The sequence below is a fragment of the Clostridium sp. genome, assembly GCF_022482905.1.
GTDB lineage: Bacteria > Bacillota > Clostridia > Clostridiales > Clostridiaceae > Clostridium_B.
In genome coordinates this window covers 85323-103716 of the sequence record NZ_JAKVOI010000001.1, presented here as the reverse complement: position 1 = coordinate 103716, position 18394 = coordinate 85323, and the positions used below count along the sequence as shown (strand labels likewise).

Below are 18394 nucleotides of genomic sequence, written 5' to 3'. Positions count from 1 at the left end.
AAAATCTCTCCTCCTTTATACAACTACTTTTTTAAATAATTATTACAAACCATATTATGCTATTGCCTTGCTGTTGTCAACAAGCATTTTTATAACTTTTTCATTTATTACATCAACTTCCAGATAACTTCTCTGACTGTCAAGAATCAATTTAGCCATTTTCTCAGTATCATTGCTTCCATACTGTTTACTCATTTCGGCTGCCCTGTTTAAAAGTTCTTCTTCCGTAGCATTTATATTTTCCACTTTGGATATTTTCTCAATTACAAGGTCATTTTTAACTCTTTTTTCTGCAGTTTCCCTCATATATTCCCTGACTTTTTCCTCAGTATTGTTTGTATACTTATAATATGAGTCAAGATCCAGTCCCTGATATTTCAATCTCATTTCCAAATCCTTAATCATACTGTCAATTTCCTTTTTTATCATAACTTCGGGAATATCAACTTTTGCATTTGAACTTACAGCATCAATAACTGCCTCTTCATATTCTTTATTTGCCCTCAATTCATTCTGTTCTTCTTTCTTTTTTCTTATATCTGCTCTTACTTCGCCCAGAGTGTCAAATTCAGAAATTTCCTTTGCAAACTCATCATCCAGTTCTGGAAGCTCCTTTATCTTTATACCTTTAATGGTTACCTTGAACAATGCATCTTTACCGTTTAATTCTTCAGAACCATACTTTTCAGGGAATGTAACATTCACATCTTTTGAATCCCCTGTCTTTAATCCTATAAGTTGTTCCTCAAAATTATCTATAAATGTTCCCGAACCTATTTCAAGTTCGTAATCCTTTCCTTCTCCACCTTCAAAAGGTTTGCCGTCTACATATCCCTTAAAATCTATTACCGCTATATTCCCTTTTTCAATGACTCCATCTTCCTTTGTCTCAATCCTTGCATTTTTCTGCTGCCTTGATTTTAATTCATCTTCTATTTCAGCATCTTCTACCTTATATGTATTTTTTTTGACCTCAATTCCTTTGTACTCGCCAAGTTCAACCTCCGGCACTACTGTTACAAGTGCTGTATATATAAAATCCTTGTTTTCTCCAATTTGGAGTACATCAATTTGAGGATAATCAACAGGTTTTATATCATTTTCCTGTATTGCTTTTGGATATGTATCATCACAGCAAAAATTTATAGCATCTTCATAAAATACACCTTCGCCGTAATATTTCTTTATTATGCTCATTGGAGCCTTGCCTTTTCTAAATCCTGGTATATTAAATTTTTTAGCATTTTTTGCAAATGCCTTTTTTACTGCTTCATTAAATTTCTCAAGTTCTACTGTTATTTCCAATTTTACCACGTTATTTTCTACTTTCTCCATTTTAACGTTCATTATTCATTTCCTCCTAAATTACACTATGCGCTTATATTAACTATGATATTATAACATATTTCATATACATTTACATGAATTATATTGTCAAGAACTTCACTAAATCTAAACTAAATTTTTATCTTAAATTTTTATAAAGACTCCTTGATTATAATTATATACTAAAAAGCACAAATTTTATATATGGTGTTCAAATATTTTGTTCATAAACACTCAGCTCCTGCAGAAATCTATACAACAGTTGTTATTCAATCATACGGATTAAATTATTCAAACTCCCTTTCAACATATCTTTTTGACTCTGCAAGTTCATTGTATTTAGTATAATTGTCTTTGTAAACCTCAATTATACCTACTCCATTATACTCTATTTCCTTAAATTTACAAGCTATTTTTTTATAGTCCACATCCCCTCTACCCGGCAACAGACATACGCTGTTGCTATCTCTGTCATTTATATGAAAATTTGCAATATCAGTTCCCATGATATCAATGTATTTCTCCGGAGATTTTCCTGATTTATATGCCTGCTTAATATCCAATGTAAAATATAAATGTTCCCTGCATCTATCCTTAATCTCATATAGGAATTCAATACTATTGGACATACACCAGAACACATTCTCCTGGCAGAGTTTTACTCCATGCTCTCCTGCTATATACATAAGTCTATCATAAATATCTACTATAAAGTCAATATCTATGGAATGAATATCTCTGTACCTCATCCCATGGAATGTATAGCACCCTGCCCCTATAATTTCAGCCAGTCTGCATACATTTTTAAACAATTTCAATGAATCTTCCCTTCTTCTTTTATAATCATCAAACAAGTAAGGCTCAAATGAAACTGAAAATGCATGTATGGAATTAACCTTGAAATCATGCTGCAGTTCCCTGTCCAAAAGTATTTTGCCAAATTCAGGTTTATATTCACTGGCACTGTTAAGAAATATTTCCCCCACATCAAATCCCAATGACTTCATAAGAGGTATACTATCTTCAGTTTTTATATTCGGATAAAAGCTTGCAGACGACAATCCTATAATCATAAATAGCTTTGACCTCCTCAAATACTATTGTGTACAGTAAATTTTCAGCATTTAAAAAGTCAATAAACTAAAGTTTATTGACTAATTCCACCTGATGCTGTTAAATACATAGTTTTACCATCGACTACAACAGTAAGACCTTTATCTGTAGAATCTCCAAATTTTATATCCTCACCCTCCACAGATTGAACCATTAAGTGACTTTTATCTTTTATGTTTTCGATCCATATATATTTCGAAGTCTTTCCAATCCATGGAAGTTGGCTTATATATGCTATATTATTATCATCTATAAACTTTGGTGAACTGCACCATATATAATTTGGATCTGATGACAGCTGTCCATCTTTTGATACAACTGAACCAGTACTTGATATATATTGGGGATTTGTTATATCCTGCTTTTTACCATTAATATCAAATAAAAGCATACTTTGAATTTTGCCGTCAAATAAAACAACATTTTTTCCAGAAGGACTTATACTATATACTACATTAGCATCTTTAGGAGTAATGTCTTTAAATGCTTTACTGTTATTTTTATTCTCATATATTAAATTTACACTTTTACCGCTGCTCAACTGTACTGTATACTGTGTCTTTTCAGTTTTGTTTTCAGACGTCTGAGGTTTGGCAGGTGTCTTTGTAATTTTCTGATTCTGCACAACAGGGTTCTGTGCCTTCTTGCCCACATCATTTAAAACATCTTTTAATGCACCAGTCAAGTAAACACCAATTAAAATTATCAGTACTATACATGCTGCAGAGATTATAAAAATTTTTATTCTTCTCTGCTTCATTTTTTTTTCATAGTCTTTACTAAAAATACTTGGCTTTCTTCTCACTAGATTCCCACTGTTTTTTATATAACAGCAGTGCCTCCCTTCTGCAACTTTTTTTATAGGCATAATTCATAAACTAATTAAAAAATAATTAGCTGTTATCGTGAAACTCATTTTTTATTATAACTCAAAAGTCATGGAAATAATACTAACTTTTTATGAATTTATAAAAGAGTACAGATAAAATATTTCCAGACACCATTAACATATCTGGAAATATAAAATATAATGCACACCAGAACTATTTGTTGAACACCCTGCTTCCCGGCTTTTCATAGGGAATTCCCTTTTTGCATAGAGGACATTTATCTGCATCATATGTATTTATATTCAGCTTTACAGAACTGTAGACTGGATAAGGTATATCTACCCCATCTGCTCTCCTGTCCACTATGCAGCAGAGTGCAACAACCTCGGCCCCAAGCCCTTCTATAATACCTGCCACTTCAAGAGACGATTTTCCTGTTGTAATAACATCCTCCGATATTATTACCTTCTGTCCCTTTCTTATTTCGAATCCTCTTCTTATAGTCATCTTGCCATCTTGTCTTTCGGCAAATATTCCCGGCTTGTTGAGCTGCCTTGCAAGCTCATAGGATACTACTACCCCTCCCATTGCCGGTCCTACAATTATATCGAAATCCAGTTCTTCAAGTTTTTTGGCAACAACACTTAAAACTTCTTCCGCCTTGTCCGGATATTGAAGAAGCTTGGCACATTGACAATACCTGTCGCTATGCCTGCCTGAAGATAATAGGAAATGTCCCTCAAGCAGAGCACCTACTTCCTTTAATTTACTTACAACTAAATTATCATCACTCATAATTTATCAATAATCCTCCTACTTTTTACAAATTTTCAACTGAACTTAAACCACTCCGCGTATTTCGGACAGGTCTTTTAGTTTTTCATGTTTCATGTAATTTTCTATTCCATCCAATATTTCAGTACAGGCATTAGGATTTATAAAATTAGCAGTACCTACTTGTATCAAGCTTGCTCCTGCCATTATGAATTCAACTGCATCCTCCCAGGTACATATCCCGCCAATTCCTATAACCGGAATATCTATTGCTTTTGAAACTTCATACACCATTCTGAGAGCTATAGGTTTTATTGCCGGCCCGGAAAGTCCGGCCGTGATATTATCAAATACAGGTTTTCTATTGTAAATATCAACTGCCATTGCCTTAAAAGTATTCACGAGCGATATGGCATCAGCCCCTGCATTGGAACACTTCTGCGCCATATCCACAATATCTTCAGCATTTGGTGATAATTTTACTATTAGAGGTTTTTTGCAGTATTTCTTAACAGAACTGACTACTTCATAGGCAATGGAAGATTTTATTCCAAAAGCCATACCCCCGAATTTTACATTTGGGCATGAAATATTCAATTCTATCATATCAACATCCGAATCATCAAGCAGCTTTATTCCTTCTACATAATCTTCCAATGTAGCCCCTCCAAGATTGGCTATGACTACAGTATTGAACTTTTTCATTTCAGGAAGTTCAAATTTCAGGAAATGTTTCACTCCAGGATTCTGAAGCCCTACACTGTTTAAAATTCCAGATGGGGTTTCAAAAATTCTAAGTCCGTTGTTTCCTTCCTTCTTGTTCAATGTAAGTCCCTTTGAACATATTCCTCCTAATGTGGATACATCGAATATCTTATTGTACTCTTCTCCAAATCCAAAGGTTCCCGATGCAGCTATTATAGGATTTTTAAAATTCACTCCGCAGATATCCATGGATATCCTCCTTCTACAATATATTATATAATTAGATCGTCTCCTGAAAAAACAGGTCCGTCACAGCAGGTTCTCTTGTTGCCATATTTCGTCTTGCAGGTACAGACCAGACATGCACCTATACCACATGCCATATGCTTTTCCATAGAAACATATACAGGTACGGACTCTTCTCTGCACATTTTCACGACTTTCATCATCATTGGTTCAGGTCCGCAGCACAGCACCTGGTCATATTCTCCAGCATGAAAAATATCCGTTATATATCCCTTTGTACCATTGTTCCCGGTTTCCAGGGAATAGTAGATGTTATCTACAAGTTTTCCAAATCTGTCTAATATATATGTATCTTGTTTAAAACCTGCATACAAATCAAGTCTGATATTTCTTTTCATGGATGCCTTTTTTATAGCTCTGGCTAGATACAGCATGGGCGCAATTCCTATCCCTCCAGTTATTATAGACACTTTCCCACTTATATTATCTATATTGAATCCATTTCCAAGAGGTCCTGTAAGCCTCACTTCATCACCTGTCTTCAACAGGTTAAGTTTTTTAGTACCCTGACCAACTACCTGATATAAAAAAGCAATCCTTTCATTATCAAGATAATGTATGCTTATAGGTCTTGAAAGTAATGGTTCCCTGTCCCATGCTCTCATCATATAGAATTGCCCTGGAGATCCGCAGAATCTTCCATTAAATTCAATTTCATATACGTTGCCCTTGATTTCAGTATTTTTTTCCACCCTGCAGACAATATGATTTAATTTATCCTCCACTTAAATCTTCTCCATTTCTGAAACAGCATGACTTATGCCGTCTCTCATCTTTAATACTTCCATTCTCGCACATTCTCCATATTTTTTCCACCCGTCAGTATACTTTTTGTATGCCATCAAAATACCCCTTGAAGAATTCACGACTCCTCCATTACCGTCTTTTAAATATACAGCTACGTCCTTTGCAGCTCCACCCTGTGCACCATATCCCGGTATCAAAAAGAATGTATTGTCAAGATGTTTTCTGATTTCTCTTCCCTCTTCCAGATGAGTACATCCCATTACCCCTCCTATGGAACTATATCCGCATTTTCCCAAATATTTGTCTCCCAGTGTTTTTAACTTTTCTCCAACTACCCTGTAGACTTTTCCGCCTTGTTGCGTATCAAGGTACTGGATATCCTTTGCTCCACCGTTTGAAGTTCTTACAAGCACAAATATTCCTTTATGCTTTTGCTGTATATATGGTATATACGGAGCTATTGTGTCAAGTCCCATATAAGGGTTGAGAGTTACAATATCACTTTCAAAATCTCCTTCAAAATGTGCCTTTGCATACATCTCTGCAGTTTTCGCTATATCCCCTCTTTTGATATCAGCAATAACCAGTCCTTTTCTGCTTTTTATGTACTTGAGAGTTTTTGAATATACCTCAAATCCCCTTATTCCAAGCGCCTCGTAATATGCAATCTGTACTTTATAGCAGGCAGCTATATCAAAGGTACTGTCTATTATATTTCTATTATACTCAAATATAGCATCTTCAATGGATTCACTTGACTCTTTAATATTTTCCGGCATATACTCCACCGAGGTGTCCAATCCTACACATACAGGTCCTTTTTGCTTCACACTTTCATAAAGTCTATCTATTATCATAAATAAAATTATTCCTTTCTTTAATCCCTTTAAATTGTAAAATCAGTGTAAGTTTCATCACAGTAGATACATCTATATTCCCCAAGTTCTTCATCTGCAAGATAAAAGGCCTGTGGTATATTTTTTTCCACTGAAGTTATACATCTTGGATTTCTGCATTTAATGACATTTTCAACTTTTTTAGGTAATTTCAGTTTTATTTTCTTTTCTATGACTTCGTCTTTTATAATATTTATTGTTATATTGGGATCTATGAAACCCAGTACCGTGAAGTCAAGTTCAAGTTTATTCTCTATTTTTATTATATCCTTTTTGCCCAGTTTGGCACTCTGGGCATTCATTATAAGCGCTACCGAATAATCTACATTTGTCAGCTTCAGATAATTGAATATTTTTATACCGTAACCGGCTTTTATATGATCTATTACAATTCCATTTTTGATACTCGTAATTTTAAGCATATTGCTGCCCCCTACTATATATTTATTCCCAAAAGCTTTATTATGAGCGATTCTCTCGCATAAACTCCATACTGGGCCTGCTTGAAGTAACAAGCCCTCGGATCATCGTCAACTTCATACGAAATTTCATTGACGCGGGGCAGCGGATGAAGAACTATCATTTCTTTGGGTGCAGTCTCCATTTTGGCCTTGTCAAGTACATAGCTGTCCTTGAGTCTCATATATTCCTCTTCATTGAAAAATCTCTCTTTTTGAACTCTTGTCATATAGAGTATATCAAGTGAATTTATAACTTCCTCCAGCTTCTTTGTCTCCATATATCTTATATTGTTTCTATCCATTTCTCTTTTAATATAATTGGGTATTTTTAATTCTTGCGGGGATATGAGAAAAAATTCATTATTCTCATACATTGACATGGCTTTTATAAATGAATGCACAGTTCTTCCAAATTTAAGATCACCACAGCAGCCTATTTTTAGATTTGATAAAGACCCTTTTATGGATCTTATTGTTAGGAGATCCGTTAATGTCTGCGTCGGATGCTGGTGTCCTCCATCTCCTGCATTTATTATAGGTATTTTTGAATACATGGAAGCAACCTTGGGAGCTCCTTCCTTTGGATGCCTCATGGCAATTACATCCGCATAACAACCAACTATCCTTATGGTATCAGCTAGACTTTCACCTTTGGATACAGAACTTGAATTGGGTTCCGAGAATCCTATTACCTTGCCTCCAAGTCTAAGCATTGCTGTTTCAAAACTAAGTCTCGTCCTTGTGCTTGGTTCATAGAATAATGTAGCTAATATTTTCCTTTCGCAAATATGTGAAAAATGCTGTGGATTTGAAATTATTACATCTGCCAGGTCGAAAATTTCTTTTAATTCTTCCCTGGTAAAATCTTTTATATCTATAAGATGTCTTCCTTTTAACATTGACAATCCTCCTTTTTAGCCTCTCGGTGCTAAATTTAAAGGTATAAAAAATGCCTCCATAAAAGAAGGCATAATTACACTATCATTATCATAAATAACTAAAATCACACCTTCTAAATCTCACAGGACCTATTTAAAGGTAATATTTTATTGTTCTAAGAATAGCATATAGCAATGCTAAAGTCAATAAAAAAATTAACTGAAATTCTCATATTAAAGTCTTCCAACCCAACCTTCAATTACCTAACATATTTTTTTGCATAATGTACAAACTTTAATTGTAAGTAGTAATTAATATTATAAAAAGGAGTGTTTTAAATGTCTTACAGCAACAAACCAATTGTACCACAAGCGAAAGAAAAATTGAACCAGTTCAAAATGGAATCTGCTGCAGAGGTTGGAGTAAACCTCAAGCAGGGTTACAATGGTGACCTTACTTCCAGAGAGGCCGGTTCCATAGGCGGAAACATGGTCAAAAAAATGGTTCAGGCCTATGAACAGGGTTTAAAATAAGTTAACTAATTATAATAGTTTCTTTTCTAAATACAAAATAGGCATCTGGATTATTTAGTCCAAATGCCTATTTTGCTATAGGGAACTATTATGTTATTTAAAATGTTAAACAATTTTTGTTACAATATTGTGCCAAATTTATTAATTAATCATTTAATATATGAACAATATTAAAATAAAAGGCAGACCTCATCGCTTAGGAATAATTTGAATACTTAATTCCTTAATATTGTAAAATTTTTTTCTGGTGATACATCACTTGATAATATGAATTTATTTTTTTGTTATAACAGGTTTTCCTTCTGAATCTAACAATACAGTTAATCCACCAGAACTGCCGTTGCTGACATATAAATAATTTACCCCAGTTTCTCTATCAACTATTATACTATAACTTTCCATTACTCCCTGTGTAAATATAGTTTCAAAACGTTTATCTTTCATAATATCACCACTTTTCTAATTATATAATACACCGTAGCATTTCAATTTTCAAAGGACTAATTATAAATAAATCATTGATGACGTTTAGATCTGGGTTTAAGATTAACATGATGAAAAAAGAGCCCTGCCGGGAGCTCTTTTTAACTTGATTTCTGTCTCTATCTACTTTATTTAACGGATAACGAAAATAAGCATCCGAGCAATTGACTCAAAATGCTTACTTAATTATAGGGAACTATTGTAAATAAACTTTATCTGGATAAACTTCACTTTTTATTTTAGTCCTGTACTGTTAAGAATATATTAAATACAGGTTAAATAAACTGCACATATCACATTACTGCTTTAATAACACCACAAGCTAGCCTTCTGCCAGATGCTCCAGAAGGTTGAGTTCTATAATCATCCGGGCTCTCATGTATAATCAGGGATTTTCCAACAATCTGAGCAACATTAAATTTATTTGTAAAAAAAGTCATTCTAGAATAACCATTATTAGAAAAGAGAACGGGAAAATCTCCTGCGTGATTGCCATGAGGCTGATTAGTTGGATTCCAATGTGCTCCAGCAGCATTGAATGGTTCCTCAGAATTACCTACAGCACATGTACCATTCTGATGTATGTGGAATCCGTGAGGTCCAATTTGAGGATTTCCGTCCATTGCAGGTCTATACGGTGGTAATCCGTTAACTTCCACAGATACCTCTGTTCCCCCAGGTACCTGGGTAAAGACAGCAGTACCTCTTATATTAGGAGCCAAGGGACCTCCCACTATATAGGCCACAGCTTTTTTGACAGGTACATTCATATCATCGTTTCTATATCCATAGACATTATAACTAAAAAATGGGTATTCATAAAAATACATAATATCCTCCAAAATTAAGCAATTCAATTTATGTTATGTAAAACCTTTAAAATAGTTACAACTTATTTCACTACCGGATTTTTGATAGACTTAAAATTTAATGATTTATATTTTATGAATAAAAAAATAAACATCTGATAGCTAATCAAATGCTTACTTCTCCCTCTAAGTATTTTCCTTAGGACATATATTATTATATATGTAATTTATTTCTAAATAGGGAATTAAACGTTAAAACATTGTTAAAAGTAATTTTGTTATGCATTCTTTGTCACATTCCGTTTATTTTGATTTTGCTTGCTTTGATTTTGTTCTTTATAAATGACCATAGCAATATATTTTATCGTTGAATTTTCTCGCACTGATAACTTTATGTCGTTAACAGCCTTATCTTTAATAAAATTATTAATGTCATTTTCCAGCTCTTTAATTTTTTCTTCTTTAAATATCTTAACCTGCATAATAAACGAATTCTCCTTTTCGTGTAAATACTCATGTAATTTAATAATACATTTCTTATTTTAGCCTATAGTACCATATTTATACAAGGATATCAATATACTTGAGCTTTTAGAATATTTAGATTTATGTAGGGAAGCTTCCATTATGTTTCTTTACTGCCATCTTTCCTACCCCTTAACTGATCTATACCTATGGAGATTATTTTACTACAGAAATTGTCTTCTAGTTACTGGCAATTTACTCATTGAACAAACCTCTAAATATAAATATGTTCCTTCATGATACCATTTAATTAGTGGAGGTGTTACCTTTGGACAATAAGACAAAATTAAATAATCGTTTAAAAGTTGCACGTGCTGAACTCAACATTTCTCAAGAACAACTTGCAACTATGGCTGGCGTAAGTCGGCAAACAATAAGTTCCATAGAAACTGGTCAATACTGTCCAACAGCTAAATTAGCACTAATTCTTTCAAAGTGTCTGAAAAAAAACTTTGAATATCTATTCTATTTGGAGGAGGAATAAAAAATGTTTAGAAGAAATAACAAACAGGGTAAAAATACCCTCTTTTATGATGTTGTAGATGAGAGAACAAAAAACATTGTATATCAAGGAGATGCCTACGCTGGCAGATTTATGTTGTTTGCAGTTCTCATAGATGGATTCATAAGAGGATTACACTTAAGCAATACACTTATAGCCTCAAATTGGGATCTATTGTTAGTCGTAATAATTGGAGGTTTAATATCAACAATTTATCAAATTAAAAGTAAAGTAATCTCTTACTCTTCTTTCGCCCGTAGTTTTATTTTCATTATGCTATTTACTGCACTTATTGCAATTTTATTAATATCTCTTTTTTCAAAATAAAATGGAAAATCAAAATTAAAAGAATTAATCAGGAATTAATTCCCAGTATTTAAAAACTCATAATTGCAATAACCTTAATTTCAGAAGCTTTCATCTTTGATTCTTTGTAAATATAAAAAACACCGTAGAATTCTTTTGAATAATACGGTATATATAAGTAAATTAATTATTTTTCGCTACTCTGGTAAATAGTATTTATATCAGTCATTTGCCGAAAAAAGTTTTTATTCCAACTAAAATAACAAATATTCCAAAAGCCTTTTTCATCACATTCATAGGAAGCATATTTGCTAATTGCCCTCCGAATTTAGCGCTCAATAACATTGCAATACAAATAATTATGCCTCCAACCAAATTAGTATTTCCCTTTTTATAATACTCAATAAATGCAAGTATACCTACAGGTGGAAGCATAGCAACCAGAGAAGTACCTTGAGCTTGTAGTTGAGAAAATCCTTTAAAAAACATTAAACTCGGAATTATAATTATTCCACCACCAATTCCAAATAATCCACTCAAAATACCTGCGGCAATACCTACCACGATAAAACTCATCACATCTAACATAAATTTCCTCCCTAATTAATTATCATTTAAATACAATAATTAGATAATACACCGTGTTATTCAATTTTTCAAAGAAAAATTTATCTAACTAGCTAGGGAGTGCGTACAAGCATATCATTCAGCAACATCTAAAGCTTGTTGGAAATCATGAAGGAAAAAGCAGCCTCCAGATAAACAATCTATATAAATTCACTAAAAAATTGTCTTGACAAAGAAGTGCACTTTATTTAAGGAAATCTATCAAAATTATAACCCAATGGCGGTTGCACTTAAGTTTATCGTGCCCTGCAACCACAGGCACTTGCTTATAATAATAGAGGGAACTATTATTTTTAAGTTTTTCTAAGGATGTTTCCTTAATGTGCTTATTATTTTACAAATCATTTGTTACAGCATTATGTCAAATTTATTAATTAACCATTTACTTTATGAACAATATTTAATGGCACCCAACATTACATCAGATGCTGATACACAGTATATAAAAATTTATTTTATTTACAATTTTCCACATTGGCAGCTTAATTTAACCCTGAGGCATAGGCTTATCAAAATTAAAGCTTAAATAATTCCTCAAAGCAAGAATTTTTATTAATTACATGTTAGCCATGTTTCTGCACTCATTTGCACACTTTTGACATTCCTGCATACATGTTTGACAATGTTGTTCTTTAAACATTCTGCATTCTTGTGCACATTTATCACAAATATTAGCACAAATCGTACAATGATCCTTTACTAAATAACTATCCATAGACATAAGCGATACTGACATCTGGCACATTTGGGCACATTCAATAAGTGTACCTATACAATTTTTCCTATTCTGGACATCCGGTTCATTTAAACATGCTTTAAAACATTCATAACATTTCTGGGCACATTTATTACATTCATCAATGCACTGCTGATATTTATTCATAGATATAGTTGCTGTATTCATTTAATACACCTTCCTTAGTAAGTAATTTTAATTATTCATACAAAATATAGAATATACAAAAATACTTCTTTTATTCTTATTGAAAAATTGTTAGTTTCCATATTTTTCAAAGTTCTCTCTATATCTTCTATCTGTTCCTCTTTTCAATATTGTTCTTCAAGTAACTATCCATAATTATCTCAATTTGAACTTTATCAAGCATTTGAATAATTATTTTTTAAAATTTTGTATAATAAATTAAATTCTGCACATGCTATTCATATAAGGATATCAATGTACTTGAGTTGTTAGAATGTTAGAGTTTATGTGAAGTTTGAAAGAAATTTATATGAGTTAGAATATTTTGTCTCCCAGTACATTGATACTTACTTTATGCTGGGGATGATGAATCCCCAGTGTTTAGTTTCCTTCATAGTTCCTATACCAAATAACATTGTGCCAAGGATTTCACCCCTTGGCTTTTCTTTTTTTTATAATCTAAGAATTTATTTTTACCCGATAACTTTCCTTTTAAACTCTTGTATATGATTATTTAAAATACACAAAATAATCAAAAGGAGATGATTTTTTTGTCCAGGAAAAATAAAATATTAGTACCAGAAGCCCGACAAGGCCTTGAAAAATTAAAAATTGAATCTGCAGAAGAATTAGCCAAATACAATAAAAGCCATAACCCCGAACAACAAGTTTTCTCTATAGGAGGCCAGATGGTTAAAAAGATGGTTGAAAGCTATGAAAAAAAATTAAAATAGTCTCTTTGAATCATACAAGATTGGACCTTGTATGATTCCTGATTTTAACATTTTGTTTTTTATTGAACTTACTTACATTTCATAACTTCTTCTTCCTACCTAGACATTTCTCTCATCAGCTTTTCAACTTTTTGTTGTATTGTATATAGAAATCAGCTATTTGTTGTATAATTAGGTTAGATACATTAAAAATATAAGTTTACACTATTTTTATATAAAATTTTTCATGGGGGAAATTAGATTGGCAGTTAACTTAAAAGACCAAATTGAATATTTTAAATCTGATCCAGAATCAGTATATAATACATGGTTTATCGAAAATGAAACAAGAATGAAAGCTTTTAGATCAATAAGACGTGGGATCATAAATGTTATAGATTCTATCAAAAAGGAACCTTTGGAAATGATTTTAAAGGTTCACCATTAGAATTTGTATTATCCTGCATAACTGAACAAAAACAGGTTTTTAAAGGAGCCGCCCATCCATTTTTCTGGAAAACCAAATTAAGAATTCCTGACATATATGAAAATGAAAGAAATAAGATTATCTTTGGACAATTTCTGGAGTCTTGTTTATCTGCAAAGAATACTGATAAAATAATAAAGGAAATTATCAAACTTGATGAATATAAAATAAATGGACTAGCTCCTGCTGTAGCTAACATTCTTTATTTCTTACATCCTACTTTCATACCACCATTTAATACAGCAATGGTAAATGGATTTAATACTGTTTTCAATGATAAAAAGAAACTTGGATCATGGAGGCATTATTTAGAAATGAGAGAAGTCATACTTGATGTAAATGAAAAGTACAAATCTATATTATCAAAAGATTTAGGTGCCTTATCCGGTTTTTTATTTGATGTAGGTATATGGAAAATAGTTGTAGGCGGTAATTGGAAAAGCGCATTGAAATTTGATAAAAACAAACTAGAAAAGACTCTTAAAAAACGTCATGATCAAGTTAAATTTGAATTTAAAGAAGAAAATGAACATCTTAAAATTCAAATATTATTAACTGAAATCGGAAGAAGTCTTGGATATAATGTTTTTATAGCTTTAAACGACCATTGCAAATCTTTAGATGGAAAAAGTCTAGAATTTATGACGTTGTCAAATCTCCCACAATTGGATATTCCGAGGGATGTATTAACAACAGTTTCTTTAATTGATGTTATTTGGATAAATAAAAATACCAAAGAAATAGACTGTGCTTTTGAAATAGAAAAAAGTACATCTATATATTCAGGTATTTTAAGGCTTTTAGACTTAGCAACTTCTCTTGGTGACAAACAATACAATTTTTTCTTAGTGGCACCAGATTCACGTGAAAAAGAATTATTAGCCCAATTAAAAAGACCTTCATTCAAAGATCTTAATCATATAAAATTAAAATACATATTATTCTCAGATTTATATGATAATTGTAGTGGCATTTGTAAGTTTGGTGATAATTACAAAATTTTATTCAAAATAGCAAAATGACTAATCTGGTATAAGTTTACCATGTAAAATCTTCTCATTTACAGGTCATTATTTTCTTATGTGTTAAAATAGAAAAATCAGCAAATTTTAAATTGCTGAAACTTAGTGTTATCAGCGTTATCAATGGTTAATGGTGCACCCAGGGAGACTCGAACTCCCGGCCTCTGGATTCGAAGTCCATCACTCTATCCAACTGAGCTATGGGTGCCTTAAATCTATTTCTGAATATCCTGTAAATACAAATGGAGCGGGTGAAGGGAATCGAACCCTCATAACTAGCTTGGAAGGCTAGCACTCTACCACTGAGTTACACCCGCATGTGTATACATGTGCATATTGATTTGTGGTCGGGGTGACAGGGATTGAACCTGCGACCTCATGGTCCCAAACCACGCGCGCTCCCATCTGCGCCACACCCCGAAAACATATAATTGATTTGGTGCGCCATCGGGGGCTCGAACCCCGGACAACCTGATTAAGAGTCAGATGCTCTACCAACTGAGCTAATGGCGCTTAATGGTGCGTCTTAAGGGATTCGAACCCCCGGCCCACGGCTTAGAAGGCCGTTGCTCTATCCAACTGAGCTAAAGACGCATACTTTGGAGCGGGTGAAGGGAATCGAACCCTCATAACTAGCTTGGAAGGCTAGCACTCTACCACTGAGTTACACCCGCAAAATGGAGCGGAAGACGAGATTCGAACTCGCGACGTTCACCTTGGCAAGGTGACGCTCTACCACTGAGCCACTCCCGCTCGTCTTAAAAAATTATCTACAAATGTTAATGGTGCAGGTGAAGGGAGTCGAACCCCCACGCCGTAAAGCGCTAGATCCTAAGTCTAGTGCGTCTGCCAATTCCGCCACACCTGCATATATAATTACATTTTTACAAAGTACTGGTGGCTCACCGGGGAATCGAACCCCGGACAACATGATTAAAAGTCATGTGCTCTACCAACTGAGCTAGTGAACCATTTTGGCTGGGATGGCAGGATTTGAACCTACGAATGATGGAGTCAAAGTCCATTGCCTTACCACTTGGCTACACCCCAACTTTTTGGGGTGGACGATGGGGCTCGAACCCACGACAACCAGAACCACAATCTGGCGCTCTACCAACTGAACTACGTCCACCACATTTTTGGTGCGCCATCGGGGGCTCGAACCCCGGACAACCTGATTAAGAGTCAGATGCTCTACCAACTGAGCTAATGGCGCCTAAATGGTGCGTCTTAAGGGATTCGAACCCCCGGCCCACGGCTTAGAAGGCCGTTGCTCTATCCAACTGAGCTAAAGACGCATACTTTTGGAGCGGGTGAAGGGAATCGAACCCTCATAACTAGCTTGGAAGGCTAGCACTCTACCACTGAGTTACACCCGCACGATATATGTGCATATTGATTTGTGGTCGGGGTGACAGGGATTGAACCTGCGACCTCATGGTCCCAAACCACGCGCGCTCCCATCTGCGCCACACCCCGAAATCAATAAATCTTTCGTATATATCCACGAAAGCTTTTCAAACACTCAACAACATAGAATATTCTACACGATATAATTGAATTCGTCAATAGCTATTTTTGTTTTTTTAGACTTTTTTAATTCAAACCTTCCTGATACTGGCATTTATGATGCCACCTTCAATATCTATTGTAGCTACACTATTGACCCCATCCCTAGACAAATACGGACTTCCGGGATTTATAAACCATATCCCATTATCATACGCTATTTTAGATATATGAGTATGTCCAAACAGAACTACATCTGCATTTAGTTCCATAGCCCTATATTTCAATCGTGATATATCATATTTAACATCATATTTATGTCCATGAGTTAAAAAAAATTTTTTGTTTTCTATTATCTCCAACCTTTCACTGGGAATGTGCGTTGAAAAATCACAATTCCCACTGACATTGATTATTCTTCCCCTATACAATTTTTCTATAATATTCACATCCTGTACATTATCACCTAAATGTATTACCAGGTCGGGATTGTCAAATACCTTAATTGCCTTTTTTATAATTTCTGCATACCTGTGTGTATCACTTATTACACCTATTCTCAAGCTCAACCCTCCTCCATTAATTTATCAATTTTACCCACTAAAACTTTCAGAGCCTTAGCTCTATGGCTTATTGAATTTTTTAATTCAGGAGACATCTGTGCAAATGTCATTTTATATTCAGGTACATAAAATAACGGGTCATATCCAAAATTATTTTGTCCTAATTCTTTATTAGCTATTATTCCCTCTACTTCTCCAGTTACTTTCAACGTCTGTCCGCTTTCAGAAATAATAGCTATGGCACAAACAAACCTGGCCTTCCTGTCTTCTTCACTTTTTCCTTCCAGCAATTTTAATAATTTTTCATTGTTCTTCTTGTCATTACCGTGTTCTCCACAAAATCTGGCAGAGTATATACCCGGTGCACCATTTAATCCTTTTACCATGATACCAGAATCATCTGCAAGTACTATACCTCCCGATATGTCATGTATCTGTTTTGCCTTTTTGCAGGCATTTTCCATAAATGTATTTCCGTCCTCTACAACATCCATATCTATACCTGCCTGTTCCATAGAAATTACATCGATATTATGCTGTGAAAATATCTGCTTTATTTCTCTTATTTTATTCTTGTTGTTGCTTGCAACTATCAATTTTTTCATTATTGTCCACCTGTTCCTATCCAGAGGGAATCCATCTTCAGACTGTCTTTTTGGGCATGAATCATATTTTTTATTCCCTTTTGTCCCATTGCAAGAAGCTCATCCAAATCTTCTCTCGAAAACGGATTTTGCTCGCCTGTTCCCTGTATTTCTACAAATTTCCCCGTATCTGTCATAACAATGTTCATATCCACCTGGGCATTTGAATCTTCTACATAACACAAATCCAGAAGTTTTACCTTATGTACTATTCCAACACTGACAGCACTTACGAAATCTCTAATAGGATATATTTTAAATGGACTGTGCTTATGAAGTTTATTTACAGCATCAACCAAAGCTACAAAGGCGCCAGATATGGATGCCGTCCTTGTTCCTCCATCTGCCTGTATTACATCACAGTCAATCCATATGGTCTTTTCACCAATGGCCTTCAAATCTACGACCGATCTGAGTGCCCTGCCTATCAACCTCTGTATTTCCATGGTTCTTCCATCAATTTTTCCTCTCGATATATCCCTTATCTTTCTTGCCTGCGTAGCCCTGGGAAGCATATTATACTCACTAGTAATCCATCCCTCATTTTTTCCCTTTAAAAACGGAGGGACCCTGTCCTCTATGGATGCAGTACATATGACCCTTGTATCACCGGTTTCTATAAGCACTGAGCCTTCAGCGTATTTAGTATAGTGTCTTGTTATCCTTATTGGCCTTATCTGGTCATTTTTTCTACCATCAACTCGCATATTAT

General features: G+C 34.0%; 23 protein-coding genes and 15 tRNA genes. 5 read left to right on the top strand and 33 right to left on the bottom strand.

Features of this window, described 5'->3' with window-relative positions; translation table 11 throughout:
• Window positions 1-54: 54 nt before the first annotated feature.
• From tig to pyrB, 9 genes are all read right to left on the bottom strand, one after another.
• Window positions 55-1347 (bottom strand): trigger factor, encoded by a 1293-nt coding sequence (gene tig, locus LKE46_RS00700; protein ID WP_291717485.1) that lies wholly within the window; start codon window positions 1345-1347, stop codon window positions 55-57.
• A 266-nt stretch (window positions 1348-1613) separates the two neighbouring features.
• Complete coding sequence (locus LKE46_RS00695) at window positions 1614-2399, bottom strand: sugar phosphate isomerase/epimerase family protein (RefSeq protein WP_291717483.1); 786 nt, start codon at window positions 2397-2399, stop codon at window positions 1614-1616.
• Between the two features lie 74 nt (window positions 2400-2473).
• A complete protein-coding gene (locus tag LKE46_RS00690; RefSeq protein ID WP_291717480.1) occupies window positions 2474-3307 on the bottom strand; it encodes a hypothetical protein in 834 nt (277 codons plus the stop codon).
• Between the two features lie 175 nt (window positions 3308-3482).
• Window positions 3483-4064 (bottom strand): orotate phosphoribosyltransferase, encoded by a 582-nt coding sequence (gene pyrE / locus LKE46_RS00685; RefSeq protein ID WP_291717478.1) that lies wholly within the window; start codon window positions 4062-4064, stop codon window positions 3483-3485.
• 45 nt (window positions 4065-4109) lie between these two features.
• Window positions 4110-4997, bottom strand: coding sequence for a dihydroorotate dehydrogenase (locus LKE46_RS00680; protein ID WP_291717475.1), 888 nt, complete (start codon window positions 4995-4997; stop codon window positions 4110-4112).
• 23 nt (window positions 4998-5020) lie between these two features.
• Window positions 5021-5779: a dihydroorotate dehydrogenase electron transfer subunit gene (locus LKE46_RS00675; RefSeq protein ID WP_291717473.1), complete on the bottom strand. Its 759-nt coding sequence runs from the start codon at window positions 5777-5779 to the stop codon at window positions 5021-5023.
• Window positions 5780-6658, bottom strand: a complete 879-nt coding sequence (gene pyrF / locus LKE46_RS00670; RefSeq protein WP_291717471.1) for an orotidine-5'-phosphate decarboxylase — start codon at window positions 6656-6658, stop codon at window positions 5780-5782.
• Window positions 6659-6687: 29 nt separating this feature from the next.
• Window positions 6688-7119 (bottom strand): aspartate carbamoyltransferase regulatory subunit, encoded by a 432-nt coding sequence (locus LKE46_RS00665; RefSeq protein WP_291717469.1) that lies wholly within the window; start codon window positions 7117-7119, stop codon window positions 6688-6690.
• Window positions 7120-7133: 14 nt separating this feature from the next.
• The gene (gene pyrB, locus LKE46_RS00660) at window positions 7134-8057 is read right to left on the bottom strand and encodes an aspartate carbamoyltransferase (protein WP_291717467.1); all 924 of its coding nucleotides are present in this window, start codon (window positions 8055-8057) and stop codon (window positions 7134-7136) included.
• Window positions 8058-8375: 318 nt separating this feature from the next.
• Between pyrB and LKE46_RS00655 the strand changes: the two genes are divergently transcribed.
• Window positions 8376-8570, top strand: a complete 195-nt coding sequence (locus LKE46_RS00655; RefSeq protein WP_291717465.1) for an alpha/beta-type small acid-soluble spore protein — start codon at window positions 8376-8378, stop codon at window positions 8568-8570.
• 273 nt (window positions 8571-8843) lie between these two features.
• Here the strand turns inward: LKE46_RS00655 and LKE46_RS00650 are convergent, their stop codons facing one another.
• The 3 genes from LKE46_RS00650 to LKE46_RS00640 all read right to left on the bottom strand — a co-directional run bounded on the left by LKE46_RS00650 (window position 8844) and on the right by LKE46_RS00640 (window position 10344).
• On the bottom strand, window positions 8844-9014 hold the full coding sequence (locus LKE46_RS00650) for a DUF6440 family protein (protein ID WP_291717462.1): 171 nt from the start codon (window positions 9012-9014) through the stop codon (window positions 8844-8846).
• 332 nt (window positions 9015-9346) lie between these two features.
• Window positions 9347-9883, bottom strand: coding sequence for a superoxide dismutase family protein (locus LKE46_RS00645; RefSeq protein WP_291717460.1), 537 nt, complete (start codon window positions 9881-9883; stop codon window positions 9347-9349).
• Between the two features lie 257 nt (window positions 9884-10140).
• Window positions 10141-10344, bottom strand: a complete 204-nt coding sequence (locus tag LKE46_RS00640) for a hypothetical protein (protein WP_291717458.1) — start codon at window positions 10342-10344, stop codon at window positions 10141-10143.
• Window positions 10345-10655: 311 nt separating this feature from the next.
• Here LKE46_RS00640 and LKE46_RS00635 point away from each other — a divergent pair, with 311 nt between their 5' ends.
• Window positions 10656-10871, top strand: a complete 216-nt coding sequence (locus LKE46_RS00635) for a helix-turn-helix transcriptional regulator (RefSeq protein WP_291717456.1) — start codon at window positions 10656-10658, stop codon at window positions 10869-10871.
• A gap of 3 nt (window positions 10872-10874) precedes the next feature.
• On the top strand, window positions 10875-11216 hold the full coding sequence (locus tag LKE46_RS00630) for a hypothetical protein (protein WP_291717454.1): 342 nt from the start codon (window positions 10875-10877) through the stop codon (window positions 11214-11216).
• 204 nt (window positions 11217-11420) lie between these two features.
• On the opposite strand, the gene LKE46_RS00625 is transcribed toward LKE46_RS00630, so the two are convergent.
• Window positions 11421-11783, bottom strand: coding sequence for a TSUP family transporter (locus LKE46_RS00625; protein WP_291717452.1), 363 nt, complete (start codon window positions 11781-11783; stop codon window positions 11421-11423).
• Window positions 11784-12378: 595 nt separating this feature from the next.
• Window positions 12379-12726 (bottom strand): four-helix bundle copper-binding protein, encoded by a 348-nt coding sequence (locus LKE46_RS00620; protein ID WP_291717450.1) that lies wholly within the window; start codon window positions 12724-12726, stop codon window positions 12379-12381.
• Between the two features lie 569 nt (window positions 12727-13295).
• Between LKE46_RS00620 and LKE46_RS00615 the strand changes: the two genes are divergently transcribed.
• The gene (locus LKE46_RS00615) at window positions 13296-13478 is read left to right on the top strand and encodes an alpha/beta-type small acid-soluble spore protein (RefSeq protein ID WP_291717448.1); all 183 of its coding nucleotides are present in this window, start codon (window positions 13296-13298) and stop codon (window positions 13476-13478) included.
• Window positions 13479-13861: 383 nt separating this feature from the next.
• Here the strand turns inward: LKE46_RS00615 and LKE46_RS00610 are convergent, their stop codons facing one another.
• Entirely contained in the window at window positions 13862-14143 is a 282-nt protein-coding gene (locus LKE46_RS00610) for a hypothetical protein (RefSeq protein WP_291717446.1), read from the bottom strand.
• A 115-nt stretch (window positions 14144-14258) separates the two neighbouring features.
• Here LKE46_RS00610 and LKE46_RS00605 point away from each other — a divergent pair, with 115 nt between their 5' ends.
• Window positions 14259-14966, top strand: a complete 708-nt coding sequence (locus tag LKE46_RS00605; protein ID WP_291717445.1) for a hypothetical protein — start codon at window positions 14259-14261, stop codon at window positions 14964-14966.
• A gap of 131 nt (window positions 14967-15097) precedes the next feature.
• On the opposite strand, the gene LKE46_RS00600 is transcribed toward LKE46_RS00605, so the two are convergent.
• The 18 genes from LKE46_RS00600 to rph all read right to left on the bottom strand — a co-directional run bounded on the left by LKE46_RS00600 (window position 15098) and on the right by rph (window position 18389).
• A tRNA-Arg gene (locus tag LKE46_RS00600) sits at window positions 15098-15174 on the bottom strand.
• Between the two features lie 35 nt (window positions 15175-15209).
• Window positions 15210-15283, bottom strand: a tRNA-Gly gene (locus tag LKE46_RS00595).
• A 27-nt stretch (window positions 15284-15310) separates the two neighbouring features.
• Window positions 15311-15386 (bottom strand) — tRNA-Pro (locus tag LKE46_RS00590).
• A gap of 17 nt (window positions 15387-15403) precedes the next feature.
• Window positions 15404-15479: transfer RNA gene (locus tag LKE46_RS00585), tRNA-Lys, on the bottom strand.
• 4 nt (window positions 15480-15483) lie between these two features.
• Window positions 15484-15560, bottom strand: a tRNA-Arg gene (locus LKE46_RS00580).
• Between the two features lie 6 nt (window positions 15561-15566).
• Window positions 15567-15640 (bottom strand) — tRNA-Gly (locus tag LKE46_RS00575).
• Window positions 15641-15644: 4 nt separating this feature from the next.
• A tRNA-Gly gene (locus tag LKE46_RS00570) sits at window positions 15645-15719 on the bottom strand.
• A gap of 30 nt (window positions 15720-15749) precedes the next feature.
• Window positions 15750-15834, bottom strand: a tRNA-Leu gene (locus LKE46_RS00565).
• Between the two features lie 27 nt (window positions 15835-15861).
• A tRNA-Lys gene (locus tag LKE46_RS00560) sits at window positions 15862-15937 on the bottom strand.
• A gap of 4 nt (window positions 15938-15941) precedes the next feature.
• Window positions 15942-16016: transfer RNA gene (locus LKE46_RS00555), tRNA-Gln, on the bottom strand.
• Window positions 16017-16022: 6 nt separating this feature from the next.
• Window positions 16023-16098 (bottom strand) — tRNA-His (locus tag LKE46_RS00550).
• An 8-nt stretch (window positions 16099-16106) separates the two neighbouring features.
• A tRNA-Lys gene (locus LKE46_RS00545) sits at window positions 16107-16182 on the bottom strand.
• Between the two features lie 5 nt (window positions 16183-16187).
• Window positions 16188-16264, bottom strand: a tRNA-Arg gene (locus LKE46_RS00540).
• 7 nt (window positions 16265-16271) lie between these two features.
• Window positions 16272-16345 (bottom strand) — tRNA-Gly (locus tag LKE46_RS00535).
• 24 nt (window positions 16346-16369) lie between these two features.
• A tRNA-Pro gene (locus LKE46_RS00530) sits at window positions 16370-16445 on the bottom strand.
• Window positions 16446-16567: 122 nt separating this feature from the next.
• Entirely contained in the window at window positions 16568-17038 is a 471-nt protein-coding gene (locus LKE46_RS00525) for a metallophosphoesterase (RefSeq protein WP_291717442.1), read from the bottom strand.
• Window positions 17039-17040: 2 nt separating this feature from the next.
• On the bottom strand, window positions 17041-17643 hold the full coding sequence (locus LKE46_RS00520; protein ID WP_291717440.1) for an XTP/dITP diphosphatase: 603 nt from the start codon (window positions 17641-17643) through the stop codon (window positions 17041-17043).
• Window positions 17643-18389, bottom strand: a complete 747-nt coding sequence (rph, locus tag LKE46_RS00515; RefSeq protein ID WP_291717437.1) for a ribonuclease PH — start codon at window positions 18387-18389, stop codon at window positions 17643-17645. Before rph ends, LKE46_RS00520 begins: the two co-directional genes overlap by 1 nt.
• Window positions 18390-18394 lie beyond the last annotated feature (5 nt).